General features: G+C 56.4%; 23 protein-coding genes. 14 read left to right on the forward strand and 9 right to left on the reverse strand.

Going from position 1 to position 22,034, the window contains the following annotated elements:
* Positions 1-18: 18 nt before the first annotated feature.
* The 5 genes from JYP50_RS22165 to JYP50_RS13570 form a co-directional block, all read right to left on the reverse strand.
* The gene (locus tag JYP50_RS22165; RefSeq protein ID WP_206561081.1) at positions 19-672 is read right to left on the reverse strand and encodes a cupin domain-containing protein; all 654 of its coding nucleotides are present in this window, start codon (positions 670-672) and stop codon (positions 19-21) included.
* 186 nt (positions 673-858) lie between these two features.
* Positions 859-2,637 (reverse strand): flotillin family protein, encoded by a 1,779-nt coding sequence (locus JYP50_RS13555; protein ID WP_206561082.1) that lies wholly within the window; start codon positions 2,635-2,637, stop codon positions 859-861.
* Positions 2,638-2,662: 25 nt separating this feature from the next.
* Positions 2,663-3,331 carry a YqiJ family protein gene (locus JYP50_RS13560; protein ID WP_206561083.1) on the reverse strand — a complete coding sequence of 223 codons (669 nt, stop codon included), beginning with the start codon at positions 3,329-3,331 and terminating at the stop codon, positions 2,663-2,665.
* Entirely contained in the window at positions 3,331-4,002 is a 672-nt protein-coding gene (locus tag JYP50_RS13565) for a PspA/IM30 family protein (RefSeq protein WP_206561084.1), read from the reverse strand. Before JYP50_RS13565 ends, JYP50_RS13560 begins: the two co-directional genes overlap by 1 nt.
* A gap of 155 nt (positions 4,003-4,157) precedes the next feature.
* Positions 4,158-5,402, reverse strand: a complete 1,245-nt coding sequence (locus tag JYP50_RS13570; protein WP_206561085.1) for a tyrosine-type recombinase/integrase — start codon at positions 5,400-5,402, stop codon at positions 4,158-4,160.
* A gap of 383 nt (positions 5,403-5,785) precedes the next feature.
* Here JYP50_RS13570 and JYP50_RS13575 point away from each other — a divergent pair, with 383 nt between their 5' ends.
* From JYP50_RS13575 to JYP50_RS13605, 7 genes are all read left to right on the forward strand, one after another.
* Positions 5,786-6,355: an RNA polymerase sigma factor gene (locus JYP50_RS13575; protein ID WP_206561086.1), complete on the forward strand. Its 570-nt coding sequence runs from the start codon at positions 5,786-5,788 to the stop codon at positions 6,353-6,355.
* Positions 6,348-7,337, forward strand: coding sequence for a FecR family protein (locus tag JYP50_RS13580; protein ID WP_206561087.1), 990 nt, complete (start codon positions 6,348-6,350; stop codon positions 7,335-7,337). The genes JYP50_RS13575 and JYP50_RS13580 overlap by 8 nt, the downstream gene beginning before the upstream one ends.
* Positions 7,334-9,997 (forward strand): TonB-dependent receptor domain-containing protein, encoded by a 2,664-nt coding sequence (locus JYP50_RS13585; protein ID WP_206561088.1) that lies wholly within the window; start codon positions 7,334-7,336, stop codon positions 9,995-9,997. The genes JYP50_RS13580 and JYP50_RS13585 overlap by 4 nt, the downstream gene beginning before the upstream one ends.
* A 94-nt stretch (positions 9,998-10,091) precedes the next feature.
* A complete protein-coding gene (locus tag JYP50_RS13590) occupies positions 10,092-11,585 on the forward strand; it encodes a serine hydrolase domain-containing protein (RefSeq protein WP_206561089.1) in 1,494 nt (497 codons plus the stop codon).
* A 44-nt stretch (positions 11,586-11,629) separates the two neighbouring features.
* Positions 11,630-12,682, forward strand: coding sequence for an alpha/beta fold hydrolase (locus JYP50_RS13595; protein WP_206561090.1), 1,053 nt, complete (start codon positions 11,630-11,632; stop codon positions 12,680-12,682).
* 150 nt (positions 12,683-12,832) lie between these two features.
* Positions 12,833-13,783, forward strand: a complete 951-nt coding sequence (locus JYP50_RS13600; RefSeq protein ID WP_241263135.1) for a ribose-phosphate diphosphokinase — start codon at positions 12,833-12,835, stop codon at positions 13,781-13,783.
* 31 nt (positions 13,784-13,814) lie between these two features.
* Positions 13,815-14,219: a hypothetical protein gene (locus JYP50_RS13605; protein WP_206561091.1), complete on the forward strand. Its 405-nt coding sequence runs from the start codon at positions 13,815-13,817 to the stop codon at positions 14,217-14,219.
* Positions 14,220-14,295: 76 nt separating this feature from the next.
* Here the strand turns inward: JYP50_RS13605 and JYP50_RS13610 are convergent, their stop codons facing one another.
* On the reverse strand, positions 14,296-14,508 hold the full coding sequence (locus JYP50_RS13610; protein ID WP_206561092.1) for a hypothetical protein: 213 nt from the start codon (positions 14,506-14,508) through the stop codon (positions 14,296-14,298).
* Complete coding sequence (locus tag JYP50_RS22285; RefSeq protein WP_431311301.1) at positions 14,505-14,708, reverse strand: hypothetical protein; 204 nt, start codon at positions 14,706-14,708, stop codon at positions 14,505-14,507. The genes JYP50_RS13610 and JYP50_RS22285 overlap by 4 nt, the downstream gene beginning before the upstream one ends.
* Before the next feature lie 13 nt (positions 14,709-14,721).
* Here JYP50_RS22285 and JYP50_RS13615 point away from each other — a divergent pair, with 13 nt between their 5' ends.
* From JYP50_RS13615 to JYP50_RS13635, 5 genes are all read left to right on the forward strand, one after another.
* The gene (locus tag JYP50_RS13615) at positions 14,722-14,991 is read left to right on the forward strand and encodes a hypothetical protein (protein ID WP_206561093.1); all 270 of its coding nucleotides are present in this window, start codon (positions 14,722-14,724) and stop codon (positions 14,989-14,991) included.
* Positions 14,992-15,021: 30 nt separating this feature from the next.
* Positions 15,022-15,474, forward strand: coding sequence for a hypothetical protein (locus JYP50_RS13620; RefSeq protein WP_206561094.1), 453 nt, complete (start codon positions 15,022-15,024; stop codon positions 15,472-15,474).
* A gap of 392 nt (positions 15,475-15,866) precedes the next feature.
* Positions 15,867-16,433: a hypothetical protein gene (locus tag JYP50_RS13625; RefSeq protein ID WP_206561095.1), complete on the forward strand. Its 567-nt coding sequence runs from the start codon at positions 15,867-15,869 to the stop codon at positions 16,431-16,433.
* Positions 16,434-16,513: 80 nt separating this feature from the next.
* On the forward strand, positions 16,514-16,918 hold the full coding sequence (locus JYP50_RS13630; RefSeq protein WP_206561096.1) for a hypothetical protein: 405 nt from the start codon (positions 16,514-16,516) through the stop codon (positions 16,916-16,918).
* A 331-nt stretch (positions 16,919-17,249) separates the two neighbouring features.
* Positions 17,250-18,044 (forward strand): transposase, encoded by a 795-nt coding sequence (locus JYP50_RS13635; protein WP_241263136.1) that lies wholly within the window; start codon positions 17,250-17,252, stop codon positions 18,042-18,044.
* Between the two features lie 238 nt (positions 18,045-18,282).
* On the opposite strand, the gene JYP50_RS13640 is transcribed toward JYP50_RS13635, so the two are convergent.
* Entirely contained in the window at positions 18,283-19,530 is a 1,248-nt protein-coding gene (locus JYP50_RS13640) for a hypothetical protein (protein WP_206561098.1), read from the reverse strand.
* A gap of 512 nt (positions 19,531-20,042) precedes the next feature.
* On the opposite strand from JYP50_RS13640, the gene JYP50_RS13645 reads away from it, so the two are divergent.
* Together JYP50_RS13645 and JYP50_RS13650 are read left to right on the forward strand one after the other, a co-directional pair.
* Positions 20,043-20,288, forward strand: coding sequence for a hypothetical protein (locus tag JYP50_RS13645; protein WP_206561099.1), 246 nt, complete (start codon positions 20,043-20,045; stop codon positions 20,286-20,288).
* 467 nt (positions 20,289-20,755) lie between these two features.
* Entirely contained in the window at positions 20,756-21,376 is a 621-nt protein-coding gene (locus tag JYP50_RS13650; protein WP_206561100.1) for a hypothetical protein, read from the forward strand.
* A 118-nt stretch (positions 21,377-21,494) separates the two neighbouring features.
* Here JYP50_RS13650 and JYP50_RS13655 read toward each other — a convergent pair whose 3' ends face one another.
* Positions 21,495-21,974, reverse strand: coding sequence for a VOC family protein (locus tag JYP50_RS13655; RefSeq protein ID WP_206561101.1), 480 nt, complete (start codon positions 21,972-21,974; stop codon positions 21,495-21,497).
* Positions 21,975-22,034 lie beyond the last annotated feature (60 nt).

Here is a 22,034-nt window from a genome sequence, read left to right on the forward strand (position 1 = left end):
AAAGCTGGTTCCGATGGCTCAGGTGCGGAAAATGTCGGAGACGTTCTGGTAGCCCTCCAACAGCATGCTCATCAGAATCTGGGCATCCTTGCGCCCCAGCGACACGTATTGATGCCCCATGGAGGAATCGAACAGGATGCTGTCTCCCGCGTCCAGCTGCACTGGCTCATACAGTTCGGTATACAGCTCCAGCTTGCCGCTAAGCACATAGAGGAACTCCTGGCCGTTGTGGCGGTGCCAGGGCATCTCCGGATCAAACCTCCGGGATTTGACTGTGGCCTTCAGGTAGCCCTGTTTGTGGTTGGACACGTCACTGCACAACACTTCGTATTCCATGTCCGATGCCTCGAACACCGCGCCTTGCCCGCCCAGGGTGATTGCCCTGCGTCCCTGCATGCCGCTGGCGGGGTTGGTCAGGTCGGTGACGGGCAGCCCGAGCCCATTCGCCAGCTTGTTGACACTGGTGAAATTGAGTTCGGTTTTACCGTGTTCGAGTTTCGATAGCGTCCCGGCCGAGATGCCTGTCCGCTGGGCGACTTCAGCAAGTGTCCAATCGTGATCCTTGCGCAGCTGGCGCAATCGCCGGCCGATCTGATTCGCGGTCGAGGCCGTTTTTGCGCCATCGCCTTTATTTCCGGTCTTTCCGGTCTTTCCGGTCTTGGTTGTAGCCACGTATTACTCCACTGGAACTGGCTGAGCACCACGGTGGGCTCAATACTTGCACATGCTAACTCATTGTACAGAGACGTTTCGATAGCGAAAACACTGGCGGGGTCGCCATTCGCGAACCACTGGAAAAATCCGCTGCGACGAAGTGGATGGCCGCCCCGGGCCGGCGCCGGGGCGACCTTGTGGAAATCAGGTCGCCGGCGGGGTCGACTCGCCTTCTTCCCATGGCTGATTGTTGGTGGAGGCCGTCCCGCTCCCGTCGTTCTCGGGGGCATCTTCCCCAGCGCCAGTATCGGCGTTCCCGGGCTCCGCTGCCTGGTAACCCAGGGCTTTGGACAGTGCGGGGGAGTGGATGTCCTCGACGCCGTTCAGGCCCATTTCCCGCAGCATTTGGGTCAGTAGCGGATGGGTTGCCTGGTATTTCAACATGCCGTTGACAATACCTCCAGCGACGTCGTTGCCGCCACCGGATGCATTTCCGCCGCCGCTGCCAATGGCTCCGAGGCCGTTGACGTCGAATATCTTGATGGACTCGATCTGCTCCGCCGGCTTGACCGTCTCGCGAATGATTTCGGGCAGGCGCTCGATCAGCGCCAGGCGCACCTGGAGGTCGACCTGCTCGGGGCTCAGGCGGTTTTTCGCCTCGTTGATTTTTTCCAGGCCCTCGGCTTCGGCCATGGAGGTCTCGCGGGTCGCCTCGGCTTGCGCGGCGGCTTCGATACGCACGGCTTCGGCCCTGTCCTCGGCGGCCTGTTTCTCGGCCTCGGCCTGGGTGGTCACCCCGACGGCTTGGGTTTCGGCCTGCTCCGCGGCCTCGATCAGCCGCACCTGCTTGCGACGCTCCGCCTCGGCGGTCTCGCGCACGGTGGTGACGGCTTCCTCGGCCTTGACAGCGTCGGAGCGCGCCGCGTCGGCCGCGGCCTTGGCGCTGGATTGTTCCTTGGATTTATTGGCGATGGCGATATCGCGGTCCTGGCTCGCCAGCTCGATTGCCCGGTCCTTGTCGATTTCCTTCTCGCGGACGGTGCGATCGGCGTCGATGTCACTCTCGCGCGTGACCCGGTTTTTCTCGATGTTCGCCAGTTGAATCTCGCGATCGGCCTCGATATTGGCCGACTCGCCCTCCTTGCGCCGCTGTGCCGCCGTGGCCTGGATCTCGGATTGCTGCGCGGCGCGCTGGTTTTCGATCTCGCGCTCCTGGTTGAGGCGGGCGAATTCCTGCTGGCGCGCGATTTCGAAGGACTGGGTTTCGGTTTCGAGGTTTTTTTGCTCGATGCTGATCCGGGTATCCTGCTCGATATCGTTGCGGGCCTTGCGGCGGGCCTCGGTTTCCTCGGTCAGGCGGGTCAAGCCCTCGGCGTCGAAGGCATTGTCGGGGTTGAAGAAGTCCTTTGACGTCTGGTCCATGCCGGTCAGGGAGACCGACTCCAGCTCGAGGCCGTTCTTGTCCAGGTCGCTGGCCCCCGTTGACTGCACTTCCTGGACAAAATTTGCCCGGTTTTCGTGCAGGTCGGTCATGGTCATGCCCGCGGCCACCGAGCGCAACGCGTCGATGAACTTGCCTTCCACCAACTGCTTCAGCTCATCGGGGTTCATGGTGCGATTGCCCAGGGTCTGGGCGGCGGTGGCGATGGCATCCGCGTTGGGCTTCACCCGCAGATAGAACTCGGCGGCCACATCCACGCGCATGCGGTCCTTGGTGATCAAGGCCTGTTCATTGGCGCGGCGCACCTCCAGGCGAAGGGTGTTCATATTCACCCAGATAATTTCGTGCAATACCGGCAACACCACCGCGCCGCCATCCTTGATCACTTTTTCGCCGCCCATGCCGGTGCGGACGAAGGCCTTTTGCTTGGTGGCCCGGGTGTAGAGCCTGGCGAAAATCAACCCGATGGCGAGGAGGGCGACAAATACCACGCCCGCGACGAGACCAATGGTCCCGAACGATCCGATAAATCCAGTTTCCATAGTTGAGTCCTTTTTTCTGGCTTCCTTACGCGTCGGGGATAAGCGAACGATCGGGATGTATCGCGACGAACTCCGATCCGTTCCTGCGAACCAGGAGTACGGTCGTGCCGGCGGGCATAGTGTCCTGTCCGGTATCGGGCCTTACCATAACGAAGTGCGCCTGCCCGAAGCGGTCACTGAGTTTCGCCTCCGCGGCTTTGTCCCGCGTCGCCACGCCAATGGTGACCGTCGCCGTGGAACCCACGAAATCATCGCTGGATACGCCGCTGGACTCCGCATTGGGGATGGCCCTCGACCAGAGCGCCGCGGACAGGTGCATGGCCTGCAAGCCGACGATGAACGCCGCGATGGCGGCGACAAGCGCCGGCAGCATCAGCCCGAACATATTCAGCATCAGCCCCTGCAGCAGGTAGCCGGTGAGGCCGAAGGCGGTGAGGAACATGATCAACAGCACCAGCACCGGTACCCGGCCGACGCGCAGCCAGCCGAGTACCCGCGACAGCGCGCCGGACGCTTCGACGTCGCCTGTATCGAGATCGATGTCGGTGTCGAAATCCGGCAGCAGGGAGTCGATGGTGCTGAAGATCGCCAGGCCGAGGAGGGCGCCGACGCCCTCGAACAGGGCGATCAGCACCATCAAGGCGATAGCGATACCGAAAGGCAGGTTTTCACCCGCGGCGATGAACTCCAGCATCAGTCATTGGTGTCTTGTTTGAACTGCGCCAGCCGCTCGCGAATGCGGTTCTTGCGGGCCAGCTCTTCCAGCTCGGCAAGTTTGGCCGGGTCTGTGCTGCGCACCGACCCCGCGGCGCCGGTCGCGGCCGACGCCACCCGGTCGAAGGCATCGCTGGCCTTCTCCACCGCCGCTTCGACATTGCCGGTGCCGGGAGCCTGGGTATTGACGGTTTGGCCCTGTGCGGCCCTGGCCGCCTTGATGATCTGTTCCGCCTCGGCTTCCATTTCCCGCTTGCGGCCCTGCAAGGCCCGGATATAGTTTTCCAGTTCGGCCTCTTCGGCACCGTACTCGGAGATACTGGATTCGAGAATCGGCAATTGCGCCTCGACATCGAGCTGCGTGGCGGCCGCCGCCTCGGCCAGGTCCTCGCGATGCTCGGCGAGCGCCAGCCTGATCTGCTCGCTGAGCTCCTCATGGCGCTCACGCTCCGAGGCGAGGCGTTGCGAGGCATTGTGCCGGCGTGCGATGACCTCGCCGAGCTGCTTGCGCACATCATCGGTGGCGCTGTCTATCTCGCGAATTGCCTCTCTCATCACCACTTCGGGGGCGGCGGATTCGGCCCGGTCCACGGCCAGATTAACGCTGCCGGAGATGATGCGCGATACCCGCGCGAACAGTCCTTCTGACATCCCTGTGATCCTCTTCCAATGAGTCGGATCTATTATCTATATGCAGACCGCGTGTATTGTCAACAACAGATTCGTTCAAGTGGCGGGTATCGATGCCCAGTACCGGCCTTGGACGTGCGAAGTTGAAGGCACGATAAAACGGTGCGCAGAACCCGTTATTCAACCCTGCGATCCTTGCCGCTGCGCGCCCGCACCCGGTTCTCGGTCTGCACGTAAATGCTGTCGGTCGTGGCCATGCTGGAATGCCCCAAATCCTCCGAAAGGTCCTTGAGCGCCCGCCCGCGTTCCACCTCCATGCTGGCGCCGGTGTGCCGCAGCCAGTGGGTGGAGGCTTCCTTGAGCTTGCGCGCGTTGTCCTCGCCGTGGTCGCGCTTCATTTCGTCGTAGGCGCGGTCGAGGACGCCCTGGACGATGCGGGCCAGCTGGCGGGCGGTCATGCCGCCCTGGCCGCGGATTTTCTCGACAATGGGGAAGTTTTCACCGGCGGCGGGCAGGGCGCTCAGGCCCCGGTAGGCGCGGTAGCGCTTCAGGTAGTCGATAAAACTCGGGGGGACGGTGATATCGCGTAACTTGCGCCCCTTGCCGAAGATTTTGAGCCACCAGTTGCCCTCGGAATCCTGCCAGAAGTGACTCATCACCGGGGACCAGTTCCGGCGCTCCGAGAGCTCTGAAATCCGCAGAAACAAGGTCTTCAGGGCACAAATGACGAACAGGCTGCGCTCGTGAACCGGGTCTTCATCGGCCATCCGGTGCGCGACCTTGAATACATAGTCCCACTGGGCCTCGGTCAGCCGCCGGATCTCCTTGACCTGGGCGTCGCGGATAAAATGCCGGCAATCGGACTTGGCGATCTGTGCCGGATTGCCGTAGAGGTACTCCTCATTCATCAGGTACTTGTAGAAGGCGATGATGGACGTGAAGGTCGCGCTTAATGTTTGTTGCGAGGGCCGGTACTTCTTCTTGTCCGGGGGCGTGTCGGTGGCCAGGCTCTTTTTGGGCAATTTGAGCCGAAAGGGGGCCCAGGCCTCGTTTTGGACATAACAGCCATTGTTGAGCTTGAACTTCTCATGGCTGGCCAGGCAAATCCAGGAAACCGGCGGTTGCCAGCAAAAATCGGCGTAGTCGAGAATGTCCGACTTGCGCAGCTGGTCCATGGGCCTGGCCTTGATCAGGAAGGTCCATAACAGGAAACGCTCGGTTTCATTGCGAAAGCGTATAAAGGTATGCTCGGATTTGTTGCGGCCGGTGTATTCGAGAAATTCGCGGCCCCAGTGCCAGTGGGCGAGCCACCAGGGTTCGCCGGACTCCAGGAAGGCCTTCAGCTCCGGGTAGTCGCCGAAGCTGAAATGCTTGAGCGCCTCATGGGTGGGGTAGAGTGGGACCGGTTTCGGAGTTGCCATCAGTGAAGCCTTTTGCAACGGGCCAAAAAGTGCGCGAACACGTCGGAGACGCGGGGTATTCACGGTATTATCACAATATTGGCCGGAAGTGACCACCTGCGGCAAGGGAGCTGCCCATGCCGCATTGCACAAATTTTAACCGCCAAGTGGGTGATACCGCCGCAAGGAGCGCGCTGGAGCGCCCGCCAAGGGGGGAACTCGATTCCGGTGCGGGTGCGATATCCCCAGATGTAATCCGGTCGTTGAAATTCGACTGGGGGAAAAAGGCGGTTCGATTGTCCCCCATATATCGGCGGATAATAGTATAGGGGCGGATAAGCCGTCCCAGACGCCGGCGGAGTGCGGGAATTGAAGAAGAAAGCATTGTGAGGCGCGGACCAGCGATGAGCCCCGGGCGGTCGGCGGTGTCCCAGGCCTACCTGCAGCACAGGAATATACTGAGAAAATTCCTGGCGCGTTTCCTGCCGGACCCTCGCGACGTCGAAGATGTCTCGCAGGAGGCCTACCTGCGCGCCTACGAATCCGAGCGGGGACAGGCGGTGCGTTCGCCAAAGGCCTTTCTGTTCCGGGTGGCGCGCAATGTGGCGCTGAACGAGTTGTCACGCAAGGCGCGTGCGCTGACCGACTATATCGAGGATGCGGCCGGCGATAGCGAGCCCCGTGGAGCGCATACACTCGAGGAGACGGTGCACAGTGAGCAGCGCCTGGCGCTGTTCTGTCGCGCGGCCTCCCGCCTCCCGCCGCAGTGCCGCCGGGCATTTCTGATGCGCAAGGTTTACGGTTATTCCCATCGCGAGATCGCCGAGTCGCTCGGCGTGTCGACCAGTACCGTGGAGAAGCACGTTGCGACCGGCCTCTATCGTTGTGCGCAGTTCATGGCGGCGATGGATGGCGAGATTGGCGATAGGGCAGGGGATGTGAGACAGCTCAAGGGTGGTAGCGGCCATGGTTGATCAACACGGCTTCGGACAGTCGGATGTCGACAAGGAGGCCTGCGCCTGGATCGCGCAGTTCGACGGCGAAGAACCCACCGCCGCGGATCTCGAGGCATTCCGCGAATGGATCAACCGCAGCCCCCGGCACCGCGAGGCCATGGAGCGTTTGTCGCTGCTGTGGGGGGAGATGAATGTGTTGACCGAGCTGGCTGTTCCGCCGCGCCCCCGGCCGCGGCCACGGCTTTTCCTGCCCGCGATGCTCGCCACGGTCGCGATGGCGCTGGTGGTTGCTATTGGCGTGTTGTGGGTGAGCGGAGGAGCGGGGCCGGGGACGGACCTCTATGCAACCGCCGTTGGTGAACAGCGCACCGTCGCGCTGCCGGACGGCTCGCTGGTACAGCTCAACACCGCATCCCGGGTTCGGGTCAATTACGACGATCAAGCCCGGGCACTGCACCTACTGGCCGGCGAAGCCTACTTTGATGTGCGTCACGATGCCTCCCGTCCTTTCCTGGTGCACGTGAATGGCAGAACCGTGCGCGCTGTCGGTACCGCCTTCTCCGTGCGCAAGGGCCCCGAATCGATCGAGGTGCTGGTCACGGACGGCGTGGTGGAGCTGGCGGAGCGCAACACCGGCGGCATGCTCCCGGCCTCTGGCCGGAAGTTGCTAGGTACCGTGAAGCGCGGCCAGCGAGTGCGCCTGACACAGCAACTGGAGCCGGCCGAGGCGGTCAGCGACGAGGAAGTGGCGCGCGAGCTGGCCTGGCGCGACGGCATGCTGTCTTTCGCGGGAGAGCCGCTTGCCCTGGTGATTGAAGAGGTTGGCCGGTATTCCGATGTCCGCATCGTCATCGAGGACAGCGCTTTGAGCAACATGCGCATTGGCGGCTATTTTCGCGCGGGAGATACCGCGGGCCTTCTCGATACGCTGGAAAGCGGGTTCCCCATTGATGTCGATCGCGCCGACAACGGCACCGTGCGACTGCGCAGCCGGAAATGACCGACACCGGAAACTGCCGCATTGGCATGGGGGTTTTTGCGCGCCCCGCTGTCCTATTCCCTGAGCAGACCCGCGGGGTATTGCTGTCGCTGCTGGCGTGGATGCTGTTGTTTCTGTTCGCGGGCACCGGCAGTAGCGGTGTGATGGCGCAGGAACCCGAACGCTTTCATCTCGAGCTGCCGGCGCAGGGCCTCGACCAATCATTAAAAGGCCTGGCTGAAACTGCTGGCGTACAGACCCTGTTCCCGTTTGATGCAATCAGTGCGCTTGAGGCGCCGGCATTACACGGGGCCTATACCACCGCGGAGGCCCTTGAGGCGCTGCTCGTCAATACCGGTTTTGAAGGCCGGATCAACGATAACGGGGTCATTGTGGTGCGCCGGACGGCGGCCGCGGACCGCAAGCAATTGGACGAGCAAATGATAACAGGATCGAATGAGGGGAAGGGGCAATCGGCGCGTTCGCGCGGATTCCTGCTGACGGCACTGGCGGCTTTCTTCAGCAGCGGCACGGTGGCGCAGGAGGGCGTGTCGGATGGCCCGCGGATGCTGGAAGAGGTCATCGTAACGGCGACCCGCCGGGAAACCGGTATCCAGGATACCGCCCTGTCCATCAATGCCATTAGCGGAAACGACCTGGGCCAGAACGTGTATACCAACGCCGCCCAGATTCTCGACGCCGTCCCCGGCGTTACTGCGTTCAACTCGGGGCCCTCGAGCAACCGCGTGATTATCCGCAATATCGCCACTTCCACACAGGAGGCCGGCGGGGAAACCACCGCGACCTACCTGGATGATTTTGCCGTGTCCGGCACGGGGACCAGCGCACCGCCGCTACGGCTGGTGGATATGAACCGCGTGGAAGTACTGAAAGGCCCGCAGGGCACGCTGTTCGGCCGCAGCGCAATGGGCGGCATCATCCGTTATATCACCAACAAGCCCGATTTCAATGGCCTCGCCGGTGGGATCAAGGGTTATATGTCCGCCACCGAAGATGGCGGTGACAATTACGGCGGATCTGGCTATGTCAACCTGCCCCTGGGCGATACGCTTGCCGTGCGCGCGGTTGGCTACAGCTACCAGCACGACGGGTTTATCGACAATGTAGAACTCGGTCGTGACGATATCAATGAAGAGGATACCGTGGGCGGGCGCCTGGCATTGCGTTGGGAACCCACGGAAGCGCTCACCACGGACCTTGTCTACCTCCACCAGTCCATTGACTCGGGCGCCAACTGGACCACGACGATTCGTTCGCCGGCGGCGGATCCCAACGGCGCCATTACCCCGGTGAACCCGGCTAAGCGCCAGGCGATTGGCGGAGTGATCTCGGAGATCAATAGCGAATACGATATTATCAACCTGGATATCGAGTACCGCTTTGACAATGTCACCGCGAAGCTGATCGCCACCCATACCGAAGAATCGTGGAATATGGTTTTCGATCAACGTGAATTCGTCGGTGTCACCAATGGCTGTGTTTGCGATGGCACCGAGGGCCCGACAAACAGAGACACAGACACTGACATTCTGGAGTTGCGCCTGGTCTCCAGCGGGGGAGGCCGCCTGGACTGGATTGCCGGCGCCTACTATGAAGATGTGCGCGCTGAAACCAGCCAGAAAATCGTATACACCGGTAGCGGCGACAGCATTTTTGGATTCCTGCCGGTCGTCGACGGCGATATCGCCATTGACAGCTTCGAGGAAAGACCCAGTAGCGAGCGCGCGCTGTATGGCGAGCTGGGATGGGCCTTTACCGACGCCACGCGTCTGACGGTGGGCTACCGCCGCTCTGACGTGGAATTTGCGACAACCTTCACCAAGACCGACGGTTTTTTCTTGCAAATGGATGGCACCGCGGCAATCCGCGGTATCAAGTTCGCGACACAGGAGGACGTCAACACCTACAAAGTGTCGCTGGAGCACGCTGTTCACGACGACCTGATGGCCTACTTTACAGCGGCATCGGGCTATCGCCGCGGTGGCTTCAACCAGCCGACGGCAATCAGTCCTTTCAGCACCTATGACTCCGATTCGCTTTGGAGCTACGAGCTGGGTGTAAAAAGCAGCTGGCTCGACGGCCGCCTGGTGGCCAATGCCGCGCTTTTCTTTCTCGACTGGGACGATATTCAGCTTGTGGTGCAGGACCCCACGACATTTGCGCGCGCCACACAGAACGCGGGCGCGGCGGAAATTCCGGGGTTTGAATTCAGTGTTGCCGCCCAGCTGACCCCGAGCCTCGATGTCACCCTCGCCGGTTCGCTGACGCGACCGGAGCTGCAGGAGGACGTGCCCGGAGGCGTTTCCGGTAAGGCCGGAGACACGCTTCCCGGTGCCGCCGAGGAACAATTCAGTATCAGCGCGAATTACAACCGCCCTTTGAGAGGTGGCTTTGACCTTTACGGCTCGCTGATTTACCGCTATGTCGGCGATCGACTCAACGACTTCAATACCGACCTGGATGTCGCCCTGGGCGATTACGACCTGATGGACCTGAATGTGGGTCTGCACAGCGTGAAGGGTTACAGTATCGGCCTGTTTGCTCACAACCTGCTGGATGAGGCCGTCACCTATGCCATCGACCGTCAGGGTGCGTACTTTGAGCAAGTTCCCACTAATCCTCCGCGCACCGTCGGCGTCAACATCAGTTATGACTTCTAGCGGCTTGCACACGGCCTAGGCAATTGGACTTACCGCGGTTCCGGTCCTGCGGACTGGCCGCGGCTTCCGAACAATTACAACAGGATCGATAAACATGGAACATTCACTACGTGCCAGGCGGCGCTACGCGCTCATCCTCGCTGTAGCAGGACTGCTGGTTTTCGCCGTCGTTGTGGCCAAACTCGAACAATGGTTCCCGCCCGGTTTTCCAGACTCCACAACCATGGGCGCCGGTGCCGGCGCCAAGCTGGCCTGCTCCGGTGTCTATCTCCAGGGACGGGCGCCCGACCAGGTAGTCGAACGTGACCTGCGCCCGTTCAATTCCCCCCTGCTGGCGCGCGCGAGCTTCTCGTTCGATGCCGGTTCGCAAACGGCCTCTGCGGAGTATTATGGCTTTTTCAAGCGCACAGCCCTGTACCGCCCCGGGCTGGGTTGTACCCTGATGATCGATGCCGACCGTGCGGATTTGCTCGCTCAAGCCGAAGGTATACCGATACCGCAAATGCCGGCAGCTTCCGCAGAAGCGTGGCCCGCCGGACGGGGCGCCGGCCTTGCTGATTTGCCCGCTGGCGCCAGCAAGCTGGCACTAGAGGCCGCCATCGATGCCGCCTTCGCCGAGGACGCACCCGGTACAACTATTGATACACGCGCCCTGGTAGTAGTACAGGATGGCCGCCTCATCGCCGAGCGCTACGCACCGGGATTTGACCGTGAGTCGCGTTTTCTCGCCTGGTCCGCCAGCAAGAGCATTACCAGCGCGCTGATCGGCACCCTGGTGACGGATGGCGAGCTGGACCTGGACGCGGCGGCTCCGATACCCGCCTGGCGCTCGGACGACGATGCCCGCGGCGCCATCACCTTGCGCCATCTCCTGACCATGACCGATGGGCTGGCCTTTGTGGAACACCCCTATGGCCCCGGAAATGACAGCACCAACATGCTGTTCAAGGAAGCGGACATGGCGGCGTACACCGCGGCGAGACCACTGGCGCACGACCCCGGTACGCACTGGTCCTACTCCTCCGGTACGACCAATCTCCTGTCGCAAATCCTATTTGATTCAGCGGGCTCGAATCTTGCAGGTCTCCAGGATTTCGTTTGGTCGCGCTTCTTTGGTCCCGCGGGCATGCACAGCTCGGTGTTTGAAGTGGATGTATCGGGCGCGCAGGTGGGCAGTTCCTACTTCTATGCCACGGCCCGTGACTGGGCGCGTTTCGGCCTGTTATTTCTCAATGAGGGAGAAATTAACGGCCAGCAGCTGTTGTCACCGGAATATGTCCGCTTTGCGGTGACGCCCATAGCCCAGGCTCCCGAGGGGCGCTACGGCGGACAGTTCTGGCTCAATGCCGGCGACCCGCAAGACCCGGGCAAGCGCTTCCTGCCGGATGCGCCCAGGGACTTGTTCATGGCCGCGGGGTTCAACGGCCAGTTCATTGTCGTGGTGCCCTCGCGCAATACGGTGATCGTGCGCGCGGGTTGGACCAACGGTGAAGCCGCATTCGATATCAATCGACACGTAGCCGCCATCCTGGCGGCGCTGCCCGAGGTGGGCGCCGAAACCGGTCCCGCCGCCGCCCCCGCGCGGTGACCACTGGCTGGCGCTAAATACTAAAAAGGAGAAAGAGAAAGACAATGACCAGACTATTCCTCTTATTCGCGACTCTGCTCGCAAACATGGCCATGGCGATGGGGGAGGGGACGCAAGCCTTCCCCGATACGCCGGAGAATCGCCGCATCGTCGATCAGGCCTGGGATGAGTATCGCCGCCTAGACGCCGAGCACGGTCAGTTTATCGATGTTAACGGCATCCGTATGCACTACCTTGAGTGGGGCGACGAGTCGGGCGTTCCCCTGATCTGGTCCCACGGGTACTCTAGTACCGGCTACGAGTTGGCCAATGTCGGACCACAACTGGCGGAAGCGGGCTATCACGTCTATAGCATCACCTACCGGGGACACGGCCAGACCCAGGTTGGCGACTACGCCTTCTCCCTGTCGCATATCGCCGACGATATCGCCGCGATGATGGACGCACTCGGTATCGAGCGCGCGGTGATAGGGGGGCTATCCCTCGGCGGCGGCGTGACCACGGCATTCTACGACCACTACCCGGATCGGGTACTCGGCCTGGTTCTGGAGGATGGCGGGGCCGATGCGGTGCAAGCGCGTACCGAGAAGATGTATGAAATGGCCAAGCAGATGGCCGACGCGATTCCCCCTTTCGAAGCTCTGGTTTTCAACAGCCGCTTTGAAGCCTTTCAAGCCATCGCCGGATTCTACGTTCCGGGTTGGGGCGGAAACATGCCGAGCGGAGTGGCGCCTATGTTCCAGGCCTGGATCAGCGAGCGCGATGATGGCAAGTTTGTGCCACATTACGACGGTCCGAGGTTACTGGGGGAGGGCGTGGCCACGTTTGATCCGGCACGCAGTCATGAGTTGCCGCTTCTCGGCCAGTCGTGGCGCCGCACACACCCGATCATTACCTACCGCAACCTCAACGTGCCGATGCTGATCATTGACCCCACGGGTGACCCCTTTGACCCGAGCGAGAGTTTTCGACGCCTGCGTGACCTGCATCCTTCTCTAGTCGAAATCGTCGAGTATCCCGATACGCCACACGCGGCACACCCGATGCGCCCGGACTGGTTCTTGCGCGATCTCCGCGGGCTGCTGGAGCGCTTGTAGGCGACAGCTTGCTATCCCCAATACTGACATCATCACAGCCAATGGCGAGGCACGGGGATTCACCCGGGTGCGGATTTGTCCGGGAAATACGCCAGTAGTACTATTGCTGGCGTCAACCACGAACATAGCCCATTCAGCAAAAGGGTGGTAATGATGTCTTTACAACCCAGAACAACGACACCGGAAGAAGACGGAGAGGAGAAGGGAAGGGCGGTGGTATTTGCCCTCGAGCCCCACCCTTTGCAGCCTTCGTTGGCAACGCTATTGTGCGCGGATAGTGGTGACTTCACCACGCGCCAATTCCCCGATGGCGAGTCCTATCTTCGCATCGCAACACCGGTTGCAGGGCGCCCCTGCATCGTCGTGGCCGACCTCTCACATCCCAACGCCAAGTACCTGCCTCTGATATTCATGCTGGAGACACTTCGGGAATTGGGGGCGTCAACCGTCGGGCTTGTCGCCCCTTATCTGAGCTATATGCGACAGGATCGCCGTTTTATACAAGGCGAGGCCGTCACTTCCAGAATATTTGCCGCCGATATTTCCCGCCATATTGACTGGCTGGTTACCGTCGATCCCCACCTGCACCGCTATCATTCCCTGGATGAAATATATCGTGTTCCTTCGCATGTTGTGCAAGGCGCGCCTGCGCTGGCGGACTGGCTAAAAAACAAGCAAAACTTGGTGCTGGTCGGCCCCGATGCAGAGAGCGAACAATGGGTTAGCGGCATTGCCGAGCGCAGCGGCCATCCTTTTGTTATAGGGAGCAAGGTTCGTCGGGGAGACCGCGACGTACAGGTCACGCTGCCAAGTATGGATGCCTTTCGTACGCACACCGCGATGATAATCGACGACGTCATATCCAGCGGACAGACAATACTGCAATGTATTCGGGCACTCAGGGATCAAGGCGTCGACCGTATCGCTTGTGCCGCCGTGCACGGTATCTTTGCCGACGGTGTTGATGAAGACTTAATGGCAGCCGGCCTGGAGTCGCTGGTAACTACAAATACCGTCGTTCATCAATCTAACGCGGTGGATATTTCACCGTTGTTGGTCGAGCCAATAGTCACTTGCTTATTGGCCGAACAACACAGTTAGTTGTAGAAACAGCCGGAGACGCAACAAACCAATGCCAGTTGCCGTTCGCCTAGTCACTTATGTTGATATCGACGAAAAGCGTTATCAACAGGAGAATATTTCTCTATCTGCGCGTCACGAACTGGAACTGGCAGATGGCAGCCGCGTGCTCCTGCTTGATGATCGCGGCTGGGGTGGTTCCGCGAAATGGCACGATGTGCCCATAAAGGAGGTCGAGGAATCATCGCGTATGGTTGCCGGTCCAGATGATCCGCCCGAAAATCGCTCGCGTGACCAGATGGAAACCGATCATTGGGCTCGCCTGGAACAGATTGCACGCGAACAAGGAGCGAATGTTGATGCCGTGAATCTCAGGTCTCTGAAGCACGATGTGGTATTCAGCCAGCGGCTGCGAGTACGCTTTGAGTTGGAATCCGACTGCGGAGGCTCCAGCTAGAGCCTATTACATAATGTCCAACACTAAACAGTATTGGACATAAGAAAGGTGGTAGTTAGGGCTGTGTAGACTGCGGCTATGCCCTGCAGTCCTGGGCCTCTATCAGGGTCTGAAGGTCGCCATGGACCTGGTGTAACAACTCCATGTCCGGACCGTCATCGGTGATCTCATCCTTGATGAGCCTTTCAAGCAGCCACCCTATCCGCTCACTGAACATAGCAACCTCCAGGTGAAAGCTATTGAAGCGCCGAGCAACAGATAGCTTTTTCAGCTCGGCGGGCGCATTCATGAAGCGGCCCTCGCCGATGGATGAACCAGGTCGAGATCAAAGGCCCAGTCCGGTATTTCGGCAGGTTGAGCGCAAACTCTGTGGAAGTTGTACTCTCCTGCGCGCATTAATGCCGGAACATCCTCCCGCCGCGGGAGTTCGAACATGTAATTGACGTCCACCCGGGTATGGCGGTATTCCCCCGCCCTCACCTGCTGGATATCCGAAAGCTGAGTGGGTCAAATCCAGAGCCCGGAAAATGATAGAACGATTACAGTTTCACCAGATATCTTTGATAATCTTGGCGATGCAACAATCTCGCTAACCATTGGGCATGAGTTGGTTCATGTTTCCGACATTATTGCTGCAGGCGGATATATTGAAGAAGCAACTATTCCTCATTACAGGCCAGAGATCAACGCAAGGCTATGTGAGTTGCGTGACGATACGAATATAGGAGAAAACTTCAGCATGGAATATTTTTTAAACGCGTATAAAATTTGAAAGACTTAGGGATAGGATGAGAACTCAACAATGGAAAAACTGTACGCAATTGCCACAATTGTTGTATCCCTACTGCTAGTTAGTGCCGGTGCAAAGGCTAGCTGTTGGGTGAAGTACACTAGCGAAGAGGTTCAGTTTCATAGAGCAGTACTAAATAGTGACCTAATTTTTGTAGGTGAGGTGAAGTCTGTTATAAAAACTATCTACCAGGAAAGAAGAGATAGTGAACGTATTATTGATATATCTGCAGATTTCAAAATACTTCAAATGATAAAGGGAGCTGATTCGAATTCAATTAACGTTTCGGGTGATAACGTGGATCGATGTGGATGCAATTACAACTTCCAACCCGAGATTGAATACCTTGTATTTGCCCGGCTGATCGATGAACGATACAGAACCCATCACTGTAACTTGATTACAACCGAATATTCTGATGATATTCCATCAATAGAGGAACTAATTGGTAGCGTCGACTCCTAGTAAGTGAAGGAAAACTTTACGAATAAATCGCCTCGTACTTTGCGAGCGATGGCATACCCAGTACCAGCTCCCCGGCAACATTAGTTAACTTGTTTCTCTGATAGCTCAGTATTTAATGAGTGAAAATGATTCTTGAACAGTAAATAATCTTTAGAATCTGGAGCCGCCCTTCCCTTTTACAAACCACCACTAATTTCCGCGGTACTCTCGGAAACTGTTCTTCGAGTGGCCAACTGCGGCTTTAGGCTTACTTGATAGATTACTCAATGCGAATAATAAGTGGGATATGGTTCGAAGAAAGTATGTTTTACTCCAGGAGAAAGTCTATAAAGAATACTATTATCCTGACGATTCAGGAGCGATGAGAGAACTAAAAGGTTGGGTTAACATTGATGATCCGTATGCTTGCGCAAATATGGGAGCTACGAGGTACTACAAATGGAGTTCGAACTGATACTCAAGGGGTTCCGGCCGAAGTACTTGGGTGGTGGATGAATATGATTAATCGGCGAATCAGTTTTATAGCTCTGTTACTACTTATTCAAGGGTGTGATATTGATAACAAGTCGCTAGATGAGCGTGTTAATGTCCCATATTTTGCCCACTGTAGCGATTCATTTAGCAAAATGCTATCCCGTTTTCAAGAGTATGGTGGACCTTTTGAAACAGATGTATTTTTACCTGAGCGAAAGTCCCATCCAGAATTTGATACGAATGGCGTTGCCGTCATTAGGTACAATTCTACTCAGGCTAACTTAGTAGATCCTGCGATAAATGCCTATTTGGATTCGTGCGGCCCTAATTCTTCAATTACTTTTTCTTCTGATGGCGTTACAGAGAAAGCTGTACGGGATGTAATTAAGCACTATCAAAGTGGAGAAGTGTATACGGGTAAGATATACCTGTTGCTAGAAGATGAGCACATTGAAGTTTTTTTTACGAAAGCACGTAAATACTGACTTATTACTTGTGAGCTTTCCCCAGGGGGATCCAAAGGGATTCCCTCTACCGAGCATAGATGATGCTCCATGGCTGCAGAATGACTAGAATCAATAGAATAATTGTAATTGCAGCATCAATCGCAATTGCTACGATTTTGCTTATGCTAGGTATCGTACTACAGGTCGGTCATGGCGAGCTGGTTTCACAGAGGCGAATTATAGCCGCATGTCAAGTGAAAGGCCTTGCCTATATTTACAATGAAGTCTACAGAACAAAGGGCAGCTACACTTTTGATAGAACCGAAGAGAGCAATAAGTCGCTGATTGCAGAAACAATCACTGGATGCGGACCGAATGTTAGCGACCTTGATTTGCTAATGCGTGATCCATGGGGAGATGAACTAATAGTAGATAATAAATCGGATGGTCGATTGCATATCTACTCACGTAACTACGATCGTGCAAGCGTAGTGTTATATAAAGGAGAATTTGCAGAAGAATAGCTGATTCATTTTTGAGGGTGTAAATAAATCTGTGTAACCGCGCTAAGAATGGAACAAGACAGGTGGAACAAGACAGGCACTGAATATTTTACTGAACTTTTAATCTAATCCGTCCTGTGAATTGCAATCCGCCCTCTCAAGGACCAATCTGACTACCTATCAAGTCGACGACAGGTTAACTATGCCCAGACCTCGCAAGGCCCAGGTCTGCAAAGCAGAGACGCCCTACTACCACTGTATCTCTCGCTGTGTTCGCCGCGCTTTTCTCTGTGGGTTCGACGACGACTTGGGCATATCTTACGAGCACCGCCGGCAATGGGTAGTTGAACGTTTGCATCTGCTTGCCTCTCTCTTCGCCATTGATATCTGTGCCTACGCCATCATGAGCAATCACTACCACCTCGTTGTGCGCCTCGGCAACAGCCGCAGCTGGAGTGATCGCGATGTCGTCGCCCGCTGGTTGCACCTGTTTCAGGGCCCGATTCTGGCCCACCGCTTCCTGGACGGTGAAGACCTCAGCCCCGCGCAACGCCAGACCGTTGGTGATATCGTCGGCGTTTGGCGGGCCAGACTGGAAGACCTCAGCTGGTTCATGAAATGCCTCAACGAACCCATTGCCCGACAGGCCAATAAAGAGGACGAATGCACCGGGCACTTTTGGGAAGCCCGCTTCAAGTCTCAGGCCCTGAAGACGGAAAAATCCCTGATCAGTTGCATGGCCTATGTGGATCTTAATCCCGTGCGCGCCGGGATTGCTAGGACACCAGAAGAATCGGACTACAGTAGCATTCAGCAAAGGCTAGATAACCGAATCAACCGAAAATTGCGTGTGGCTATTCGTGAGGCCTACACTGCCACAATCAAAGACTTCCCTTTCAAACCTCTACTCCACTTCTCAGCAGACCGCACAGCATCACTAGAGCCCGGCATCCCCTTTGACTTTCCGGCCTATGCGCAGCTTGTGGACTGGACGGGGCGACAGTTCCGGCGCTGGAAGCGGGGTTATATAAATAGCGATCTTCCGCCTTTACTGGAACGACTAAACTTTGGACCAGAGGAATGGCTAATCAATTCAGGTCGTTTTGAGCAAATTTATCGGCGACGATTTAGTAACCACAGCGGATAGACAGAATAGAAAGTCACCCAGGCGACCTGAATGCCCCGCGCCCTGCCCAGCCATACCTCTTTTCGACAACGCGTGCCGCACTCCCTGTACTAAACGAGTACTTTTGCCAGAAGGGTCTGTGTGTGGCAATAGTTACAGTCAAGCCCGGGTTTTTATAAGAATCACCGTTTCCATAGATTTTTTTGGGTGCCTGTCTTCTATCTGTTCTACTATATAGACGCAAAATACCTTGCGTCTCTCATTGCGAAAGATATGTATTCGTAATCATCGGATCCAGCAGGAAATTTCGTGCTGGGTTGATGTACATGACACTCACCAGACTCAACTTTCCTTCATCTGAACGATCTCGTCGCACAATATGAACGCGCAATTTCGAGGTTGAAACTCGGCCTTTTTTACGAATTTCCTTCAGAAGCGTGCCTATGTTTGTTGAGGGTAAATTTGTTCCATATATGACAAAAAACGGTTCTGCATCAACGACCGCTAGAATTTGATTAGAAAGCGCCATAGAGCTGATGTAATCCGCAAGTTCGGCTTTTTCATTTGGAGTAGAGGCAGCCTGTATTCGAAAGCGAGCAATTGCACGGCTTTCCATAGCTTTAAATGCCTGTCCAAACTCCAATTCCTCTAAATCGGCTCGTATACCGTCAAACAAGAGCTCAATTTTCTCGTATACTGGAGTGACCGATTGCGACAATCCCCCATTTTCTCTAGACGAATTGGCAAATACTTGATCATCTACGTATATGGGATTGGGTGGAGATATTCTCACCTGGTTAGTGCCATCTATTAGTACCCTAGTATCTGAGAATGGGATTTTAGGGCTTCTTATAAAGTCAAAATTCGAGAGTTCAGTTTCTTCGAGTTTTACAATAAAACTAGCCACTACGTGAATTGAGCTGCTTATTCCAAGCGGTTCAAAGCTATAGTCAGAGCCTTCCTTAATAAAGGGATAATAAATAGTCCGGTCAGCACCCCAGAATCTGGTCTTCAGGACGAATGCAATGTCCTCTCCCAAATAGATTTTATAAAGAAGAATTGCATCGCCGATAAAAGATGGGTCTGCATTTAGTTTTAGGGATTGAGAGAAGTATTCATCGGCATTTCTGGTACCTAAACTTTTAGCCGACAAAATACTTTCATACCTGTTTTTATCTTTAGCTGACTTGATGCTCAGTAGTGACTTTAACAAGCTATCTTCATCATTAGAACTAGAGTCTAGATACTGAAGCACTGGCAAATCAATCGACTCGACCTTTGCGAGTATTTTTATTCCACTAGGATAATACTCATTGTTGATCGCCAAGGGCAGAGCCATTTCTGAATACACCGCTTCTGACTTTGCGCATGGGGACAGCGCCATTGTAAAAAGAAGGGTAGTGCTTAGATAATAACGAGCTAGTCTCACGTTAAAAGTTTCCTCCAGAATAAATTTCTGTTGCTGATCCAACGCCAGACGGGAAAATGACCATGTCGTGTGCTTCAAGATATGTCATAGTGACCGGTACCGTCCTTACTGATAATCAGGGATATTAATACATTGGTAATGTTTCTCAGGTGTTTGATATCAAGGAAAACGATTATTGTTGGATAAGTTCGGACACTGAATAGTCGGTTCTTCTAAATTATTTTCCAATGTAGACAGAGCGACTAACCACTTCACGGGAATAAATTTGGTTCTATCCCAACATGACGGATATACAATTGAGAGTGGATAACCACCATTTGAAAGAAGTATCCCATGTCCCAGAGAAGACGATACTCACGTGAGTATAGGAAACCAGATGGTCGATTGCATATATTCACCTACAGATCATACTTCTTGGATTTAGAGTCCCCCTCACTTCAGCGAAAGTAAACAGGCTTGTAGTCCACGCTCTTTTGGGCTTAATCTGGTCTGTCGGGCAAAATTCGACGCTTCAGAAATCAGAGGTCGATCATGGGCACCTTCTACCGGGGGCAGGACATCTTCTAGGTATTCACACCTGGGAGATGACAATGTCCGTCAAAAACACAGCGAAAGATCGCGACCACAACGGCCGCATTCGCCGCAAATATACTCATCGCCACAAGTGGGGAGTTCGCTATGACAAGACGCCCGGTTGGTGGGTGAAAGCGTTGATGACTCGCCCCCAGCGGAGGGAGGAGACGCGTTTGTGCCGGTTGCTCGAACGGAGATCAATTGACGGGGATGAGGTGATTTTGCCGCTCAAGAACCATAAACCGCACGTGTACTATTGGTGACTCCGCTGCCCTAGCGAATCCTTTTCTGGGGCAGCTGCTTGCCTTGCGAGTCCGCCTTCTTCCAGCGAACCCTGGATACGGCCGATGAAATTCCACTCTGAAACGAGCATCGACCAGTTCAGAGGCGACCCACTCATCCACTGTGATTTCGACATTTGCATATCCGCAACGCTTGTCGGTGCGGATGATCAGATGTAGGGCTTCGGCCTATTTACCTTATGCTGAGAAGCTAGCCTCATACACTGAAACGGTACGATGGGAACCGATAAACAATCGGGTACTCTATCCATCGTTGATTGCCCTGTTCGCGCGCCAGCAAACACATAAATCCAATTCAAAACCAAATATGGACGGAAAAACTTCATTAAATCAATGATTGTTTGAGAATTTCCGTCAAAAACGGTAGAAGCTTGTGCTTGCAAACGGCATAATCGCGCCTTTTATTAACTGGACCATAAGGACCATCCATGAGCTCAATCGCCACGCAACTTCTGAATGATATCGCCGCACTCCGATCCAAGGTGACCAAAGCCCTGGATTCCGATATCAATAGCGGGAACAAGGATCTCGCGGCACAGCAGCGCAAAGCTGCCGCGCTGCGCAAAAAAGTTACCGCGCTTTCTGCCCGTCTGGCAAAGGCCCGTGCGGCGGCAAAGAGCCGCGCGACCGATGCCAACAAGGCGAAGGTAGCCAAGTTCCGTGAAGATCTCGCCGTACTCAAGGCGGATCTCAAAACCGTGAATGACGGAAAGCGCGATATCAACGCCGCTATCGCCGCTTTGCGACAGCTGCAGCGTGAACACAAGGCAACCGAAAAAGCCATTGCCGGCGTTCAGCGCGAAATGCAGAAAGCCGCGAAAAAGAAGCCGGCCGCCGGCAAGCGCAAAGTAGCGAAAAAGGCCGCGGCCGCCAAGACCGAAGCCGCCCCGGCTGAAAAGGCTGCCGGCACCGCCGCGTCCACCGCAAAGAAAGCACCGAGCAAAACCGCCACACCGGTCAAGAAAAGCGCTGGTTCAGCCAAAAAAGCTCCGGCCAAAAAGAAGGCCGCTCGGGCCGCGAAACCCAAAGCCGCTGCCTCCGAGGCGTAAGTAGCCTGTTGCCCGCCAGCCGATTCGCTGGCGGGCAATCCCACTGCCCCATTTCCTGATAGCGTTGCCCCCGCCAGGCAGGGGCCCTACTCCGAAATCTGGATCGCAACCGCTTATCTCAATCAGGTGCCGCCTGTGAATACACGGCGGGGAAGGTCGCCACAGGGCCGAATTCGATAAACTCGAGCACATTACCGTCCGGATCCCGGCCGTAGACAAACAGGGAGCCCTCGTCGATACCCTGCATGGGTTCGGAATGAAAGACCATGCCGGCCTCGCACAGGCGGGCATATTCACTCTCCAGGTGGGTAACCTGAAAGCTCAAATGCGCCAGGCCGTGGTCCACTACCTGCCGCCGCGGGTCAATCGGGTTGGGCACCGGGTAGGAGTATTCAACGATCTCCAGGTGCACGAAACCCGCCCGGATCACGACTCCCCGGGCCGCGCCATCATCGGCCTGCAGGTGGGGCCTGGGCGTGCCGCTGCGCTCATAGCCCATGGTCATAACCTGCTCAAAGCCCAGCAGGCCGCAGTAAAAGTCGCGGGCACGCTCGAGGTCGGGTGTCGATATGGCGACGTGATGAAAGCCCTGAATCATGTCACAGCTCCTGTGGCCGGCGTCCACAGCTCGGGCCATTTCCCGGTGAGTAAACGCCGC

The organism is Parahaliea mediterranea (assembly GCF_017255185.1).
In the GTDB taxonomy this organism is placed as follows: domain Bacteria; phylum Pseudomonadota; class Gammaproteobacteria; order Pseudomonadales; family Halieaceae; genus JAFKCZ01.

What these genes read in the sequence shown, in the direction of transcription:
- JYP50_RS13555 (WP_206561082.1), bottom strand. Translation starts at nt 2,637, where the DNA reads ATGGAAACTGGATTTATCGGATCGTTCGGGACCATTGGTCTCGTCGCG.
- JYP50_RS13560 (WP_206561083.1), bottom strand. Translation starts at nt 3,331, where the DNA reads ATGCTGGAGTTCATCGCCGCGGGTGAAAACCTGCCTTTCGGTATCGCT.
- JYP50_RS13565 (WP_206561084.1), bottom strand. Translation starts at nt 4,002, where the DNA reads ATGTCAGAAGGACTGTTCGCGCGGGTATCGCGCATCATCTCCGGCAGC.
- JYP50_RS13570 (WP_206561085.1), bottom strand. Translation starts at nt 5,402, where the DNA reads ATGGCAACTCCGAAACCGGTCCCACTCTACCCCACCCATGAGGCGCTC.
- JYP50_RS13575 (WP_206561086.1), top strand. Translation starts at nt 5,786, where the DNA reads ATGAGCCCCGGGCGGTCGGCGGTGTCCCAGGCCTACCTGCAGCACAGG.
- JYP50_RS13580 (WP_206561087.1), top strand. Translation starts at nt 6,348, where the DNA reads ATGGTTGATCAACACGGCTTCGGACAGTCGGATGTCGACAAGGAGGCC.
- JYP50_RS13585 (WP_206561088.1), top strand. Translation starts at nt 7,334, where the DNA reads ATGACCGACACCGGAAACTGCCGCATTGGCATGGGGGTTTTTGCGCGC.
- JYP50_RS13590 (WP_206561089.1), top strand. Translation starts at nt 10,092, where the DNA reads ATGGAACATTCACTACGTGCCAGGCGGCGCTACGCGCTCATCCTCGCT.
- JYP50_RS13595 (WP_206561090.1), top strand. Translation starts at nt 11,630, where the DNA reads ATGACCAGACTATTCCTCTTATTCGCGACTCTGCTCGCAAACATGGCC.
- JYP50_RS13600 (WP_241263135.1), top strand. Translation starts at nt 12,833, where the DNA reads ATGATGTCTTTACAACCCAGAACAACGACACCGGAAGAAGACGGAGAG.
- JYP50_RS13605 (WP_206561091.1), top strand. Translation starts at nt 13,815, where the DNA reads ATGCCAGTTGCCGTTCGCCTAGTCACTTATGTTGATATCGACGAAAAG.
- JYP50_RS13610 (WP_206561092.1), bottom strand. Translation starts at nt 14,508, where the DNA reads ATGAATGCGCCCGCCGAGCTGAAAAAGCTATCTGTTGCTCGGCGCTTC.
- JYP50_RS13620 (WP_206561094.1), top strand. Translation starts at nt 15,022, where the DNA reads ATGGAAAAACTGTACGCAATTGCCACAATTGTTGTATCCCTACTGCTA.
- JYP50_RS13625 (WP_206561095.1), top strand. Translation starts at nt 15,867, where the DNA reads ATGATCCGTATGCTTGCGCAAATATGGGAGCTACGAGGTACTACAAAT.
- JYP50_RS13630 (WP_206561096.1), top strand. Translation starts at nt 16,514, where the DNA reads ATGACTAGAATCAATAGAATAATTGTAATTGCAGCATCAATCGCAATT.
- JYP50_RS13645 (WP_206561099.1), top strand. Translation starts at nt 20,043, where the DNA reads ATGTCCGTCAAAAACACAGCGAAAGATCGCGACCACAACGGCCGCATT.
- JYP50_RS13650 (WP_206561100.1), top strand. Translation starts at nt 20,756, where the DNA reads ATGAGCTCAATCGCCACGCAACTTCTGAATGATATCGCCGCACTCCGA.
- JYP50_RS13655 (WP_206561101.1), bottom strand. Translation starts at nt 21,974, where the DNA reads ATGATTCAGGGCTTTCATCACGTCGCCATATCGACACCCGACCTCGAG.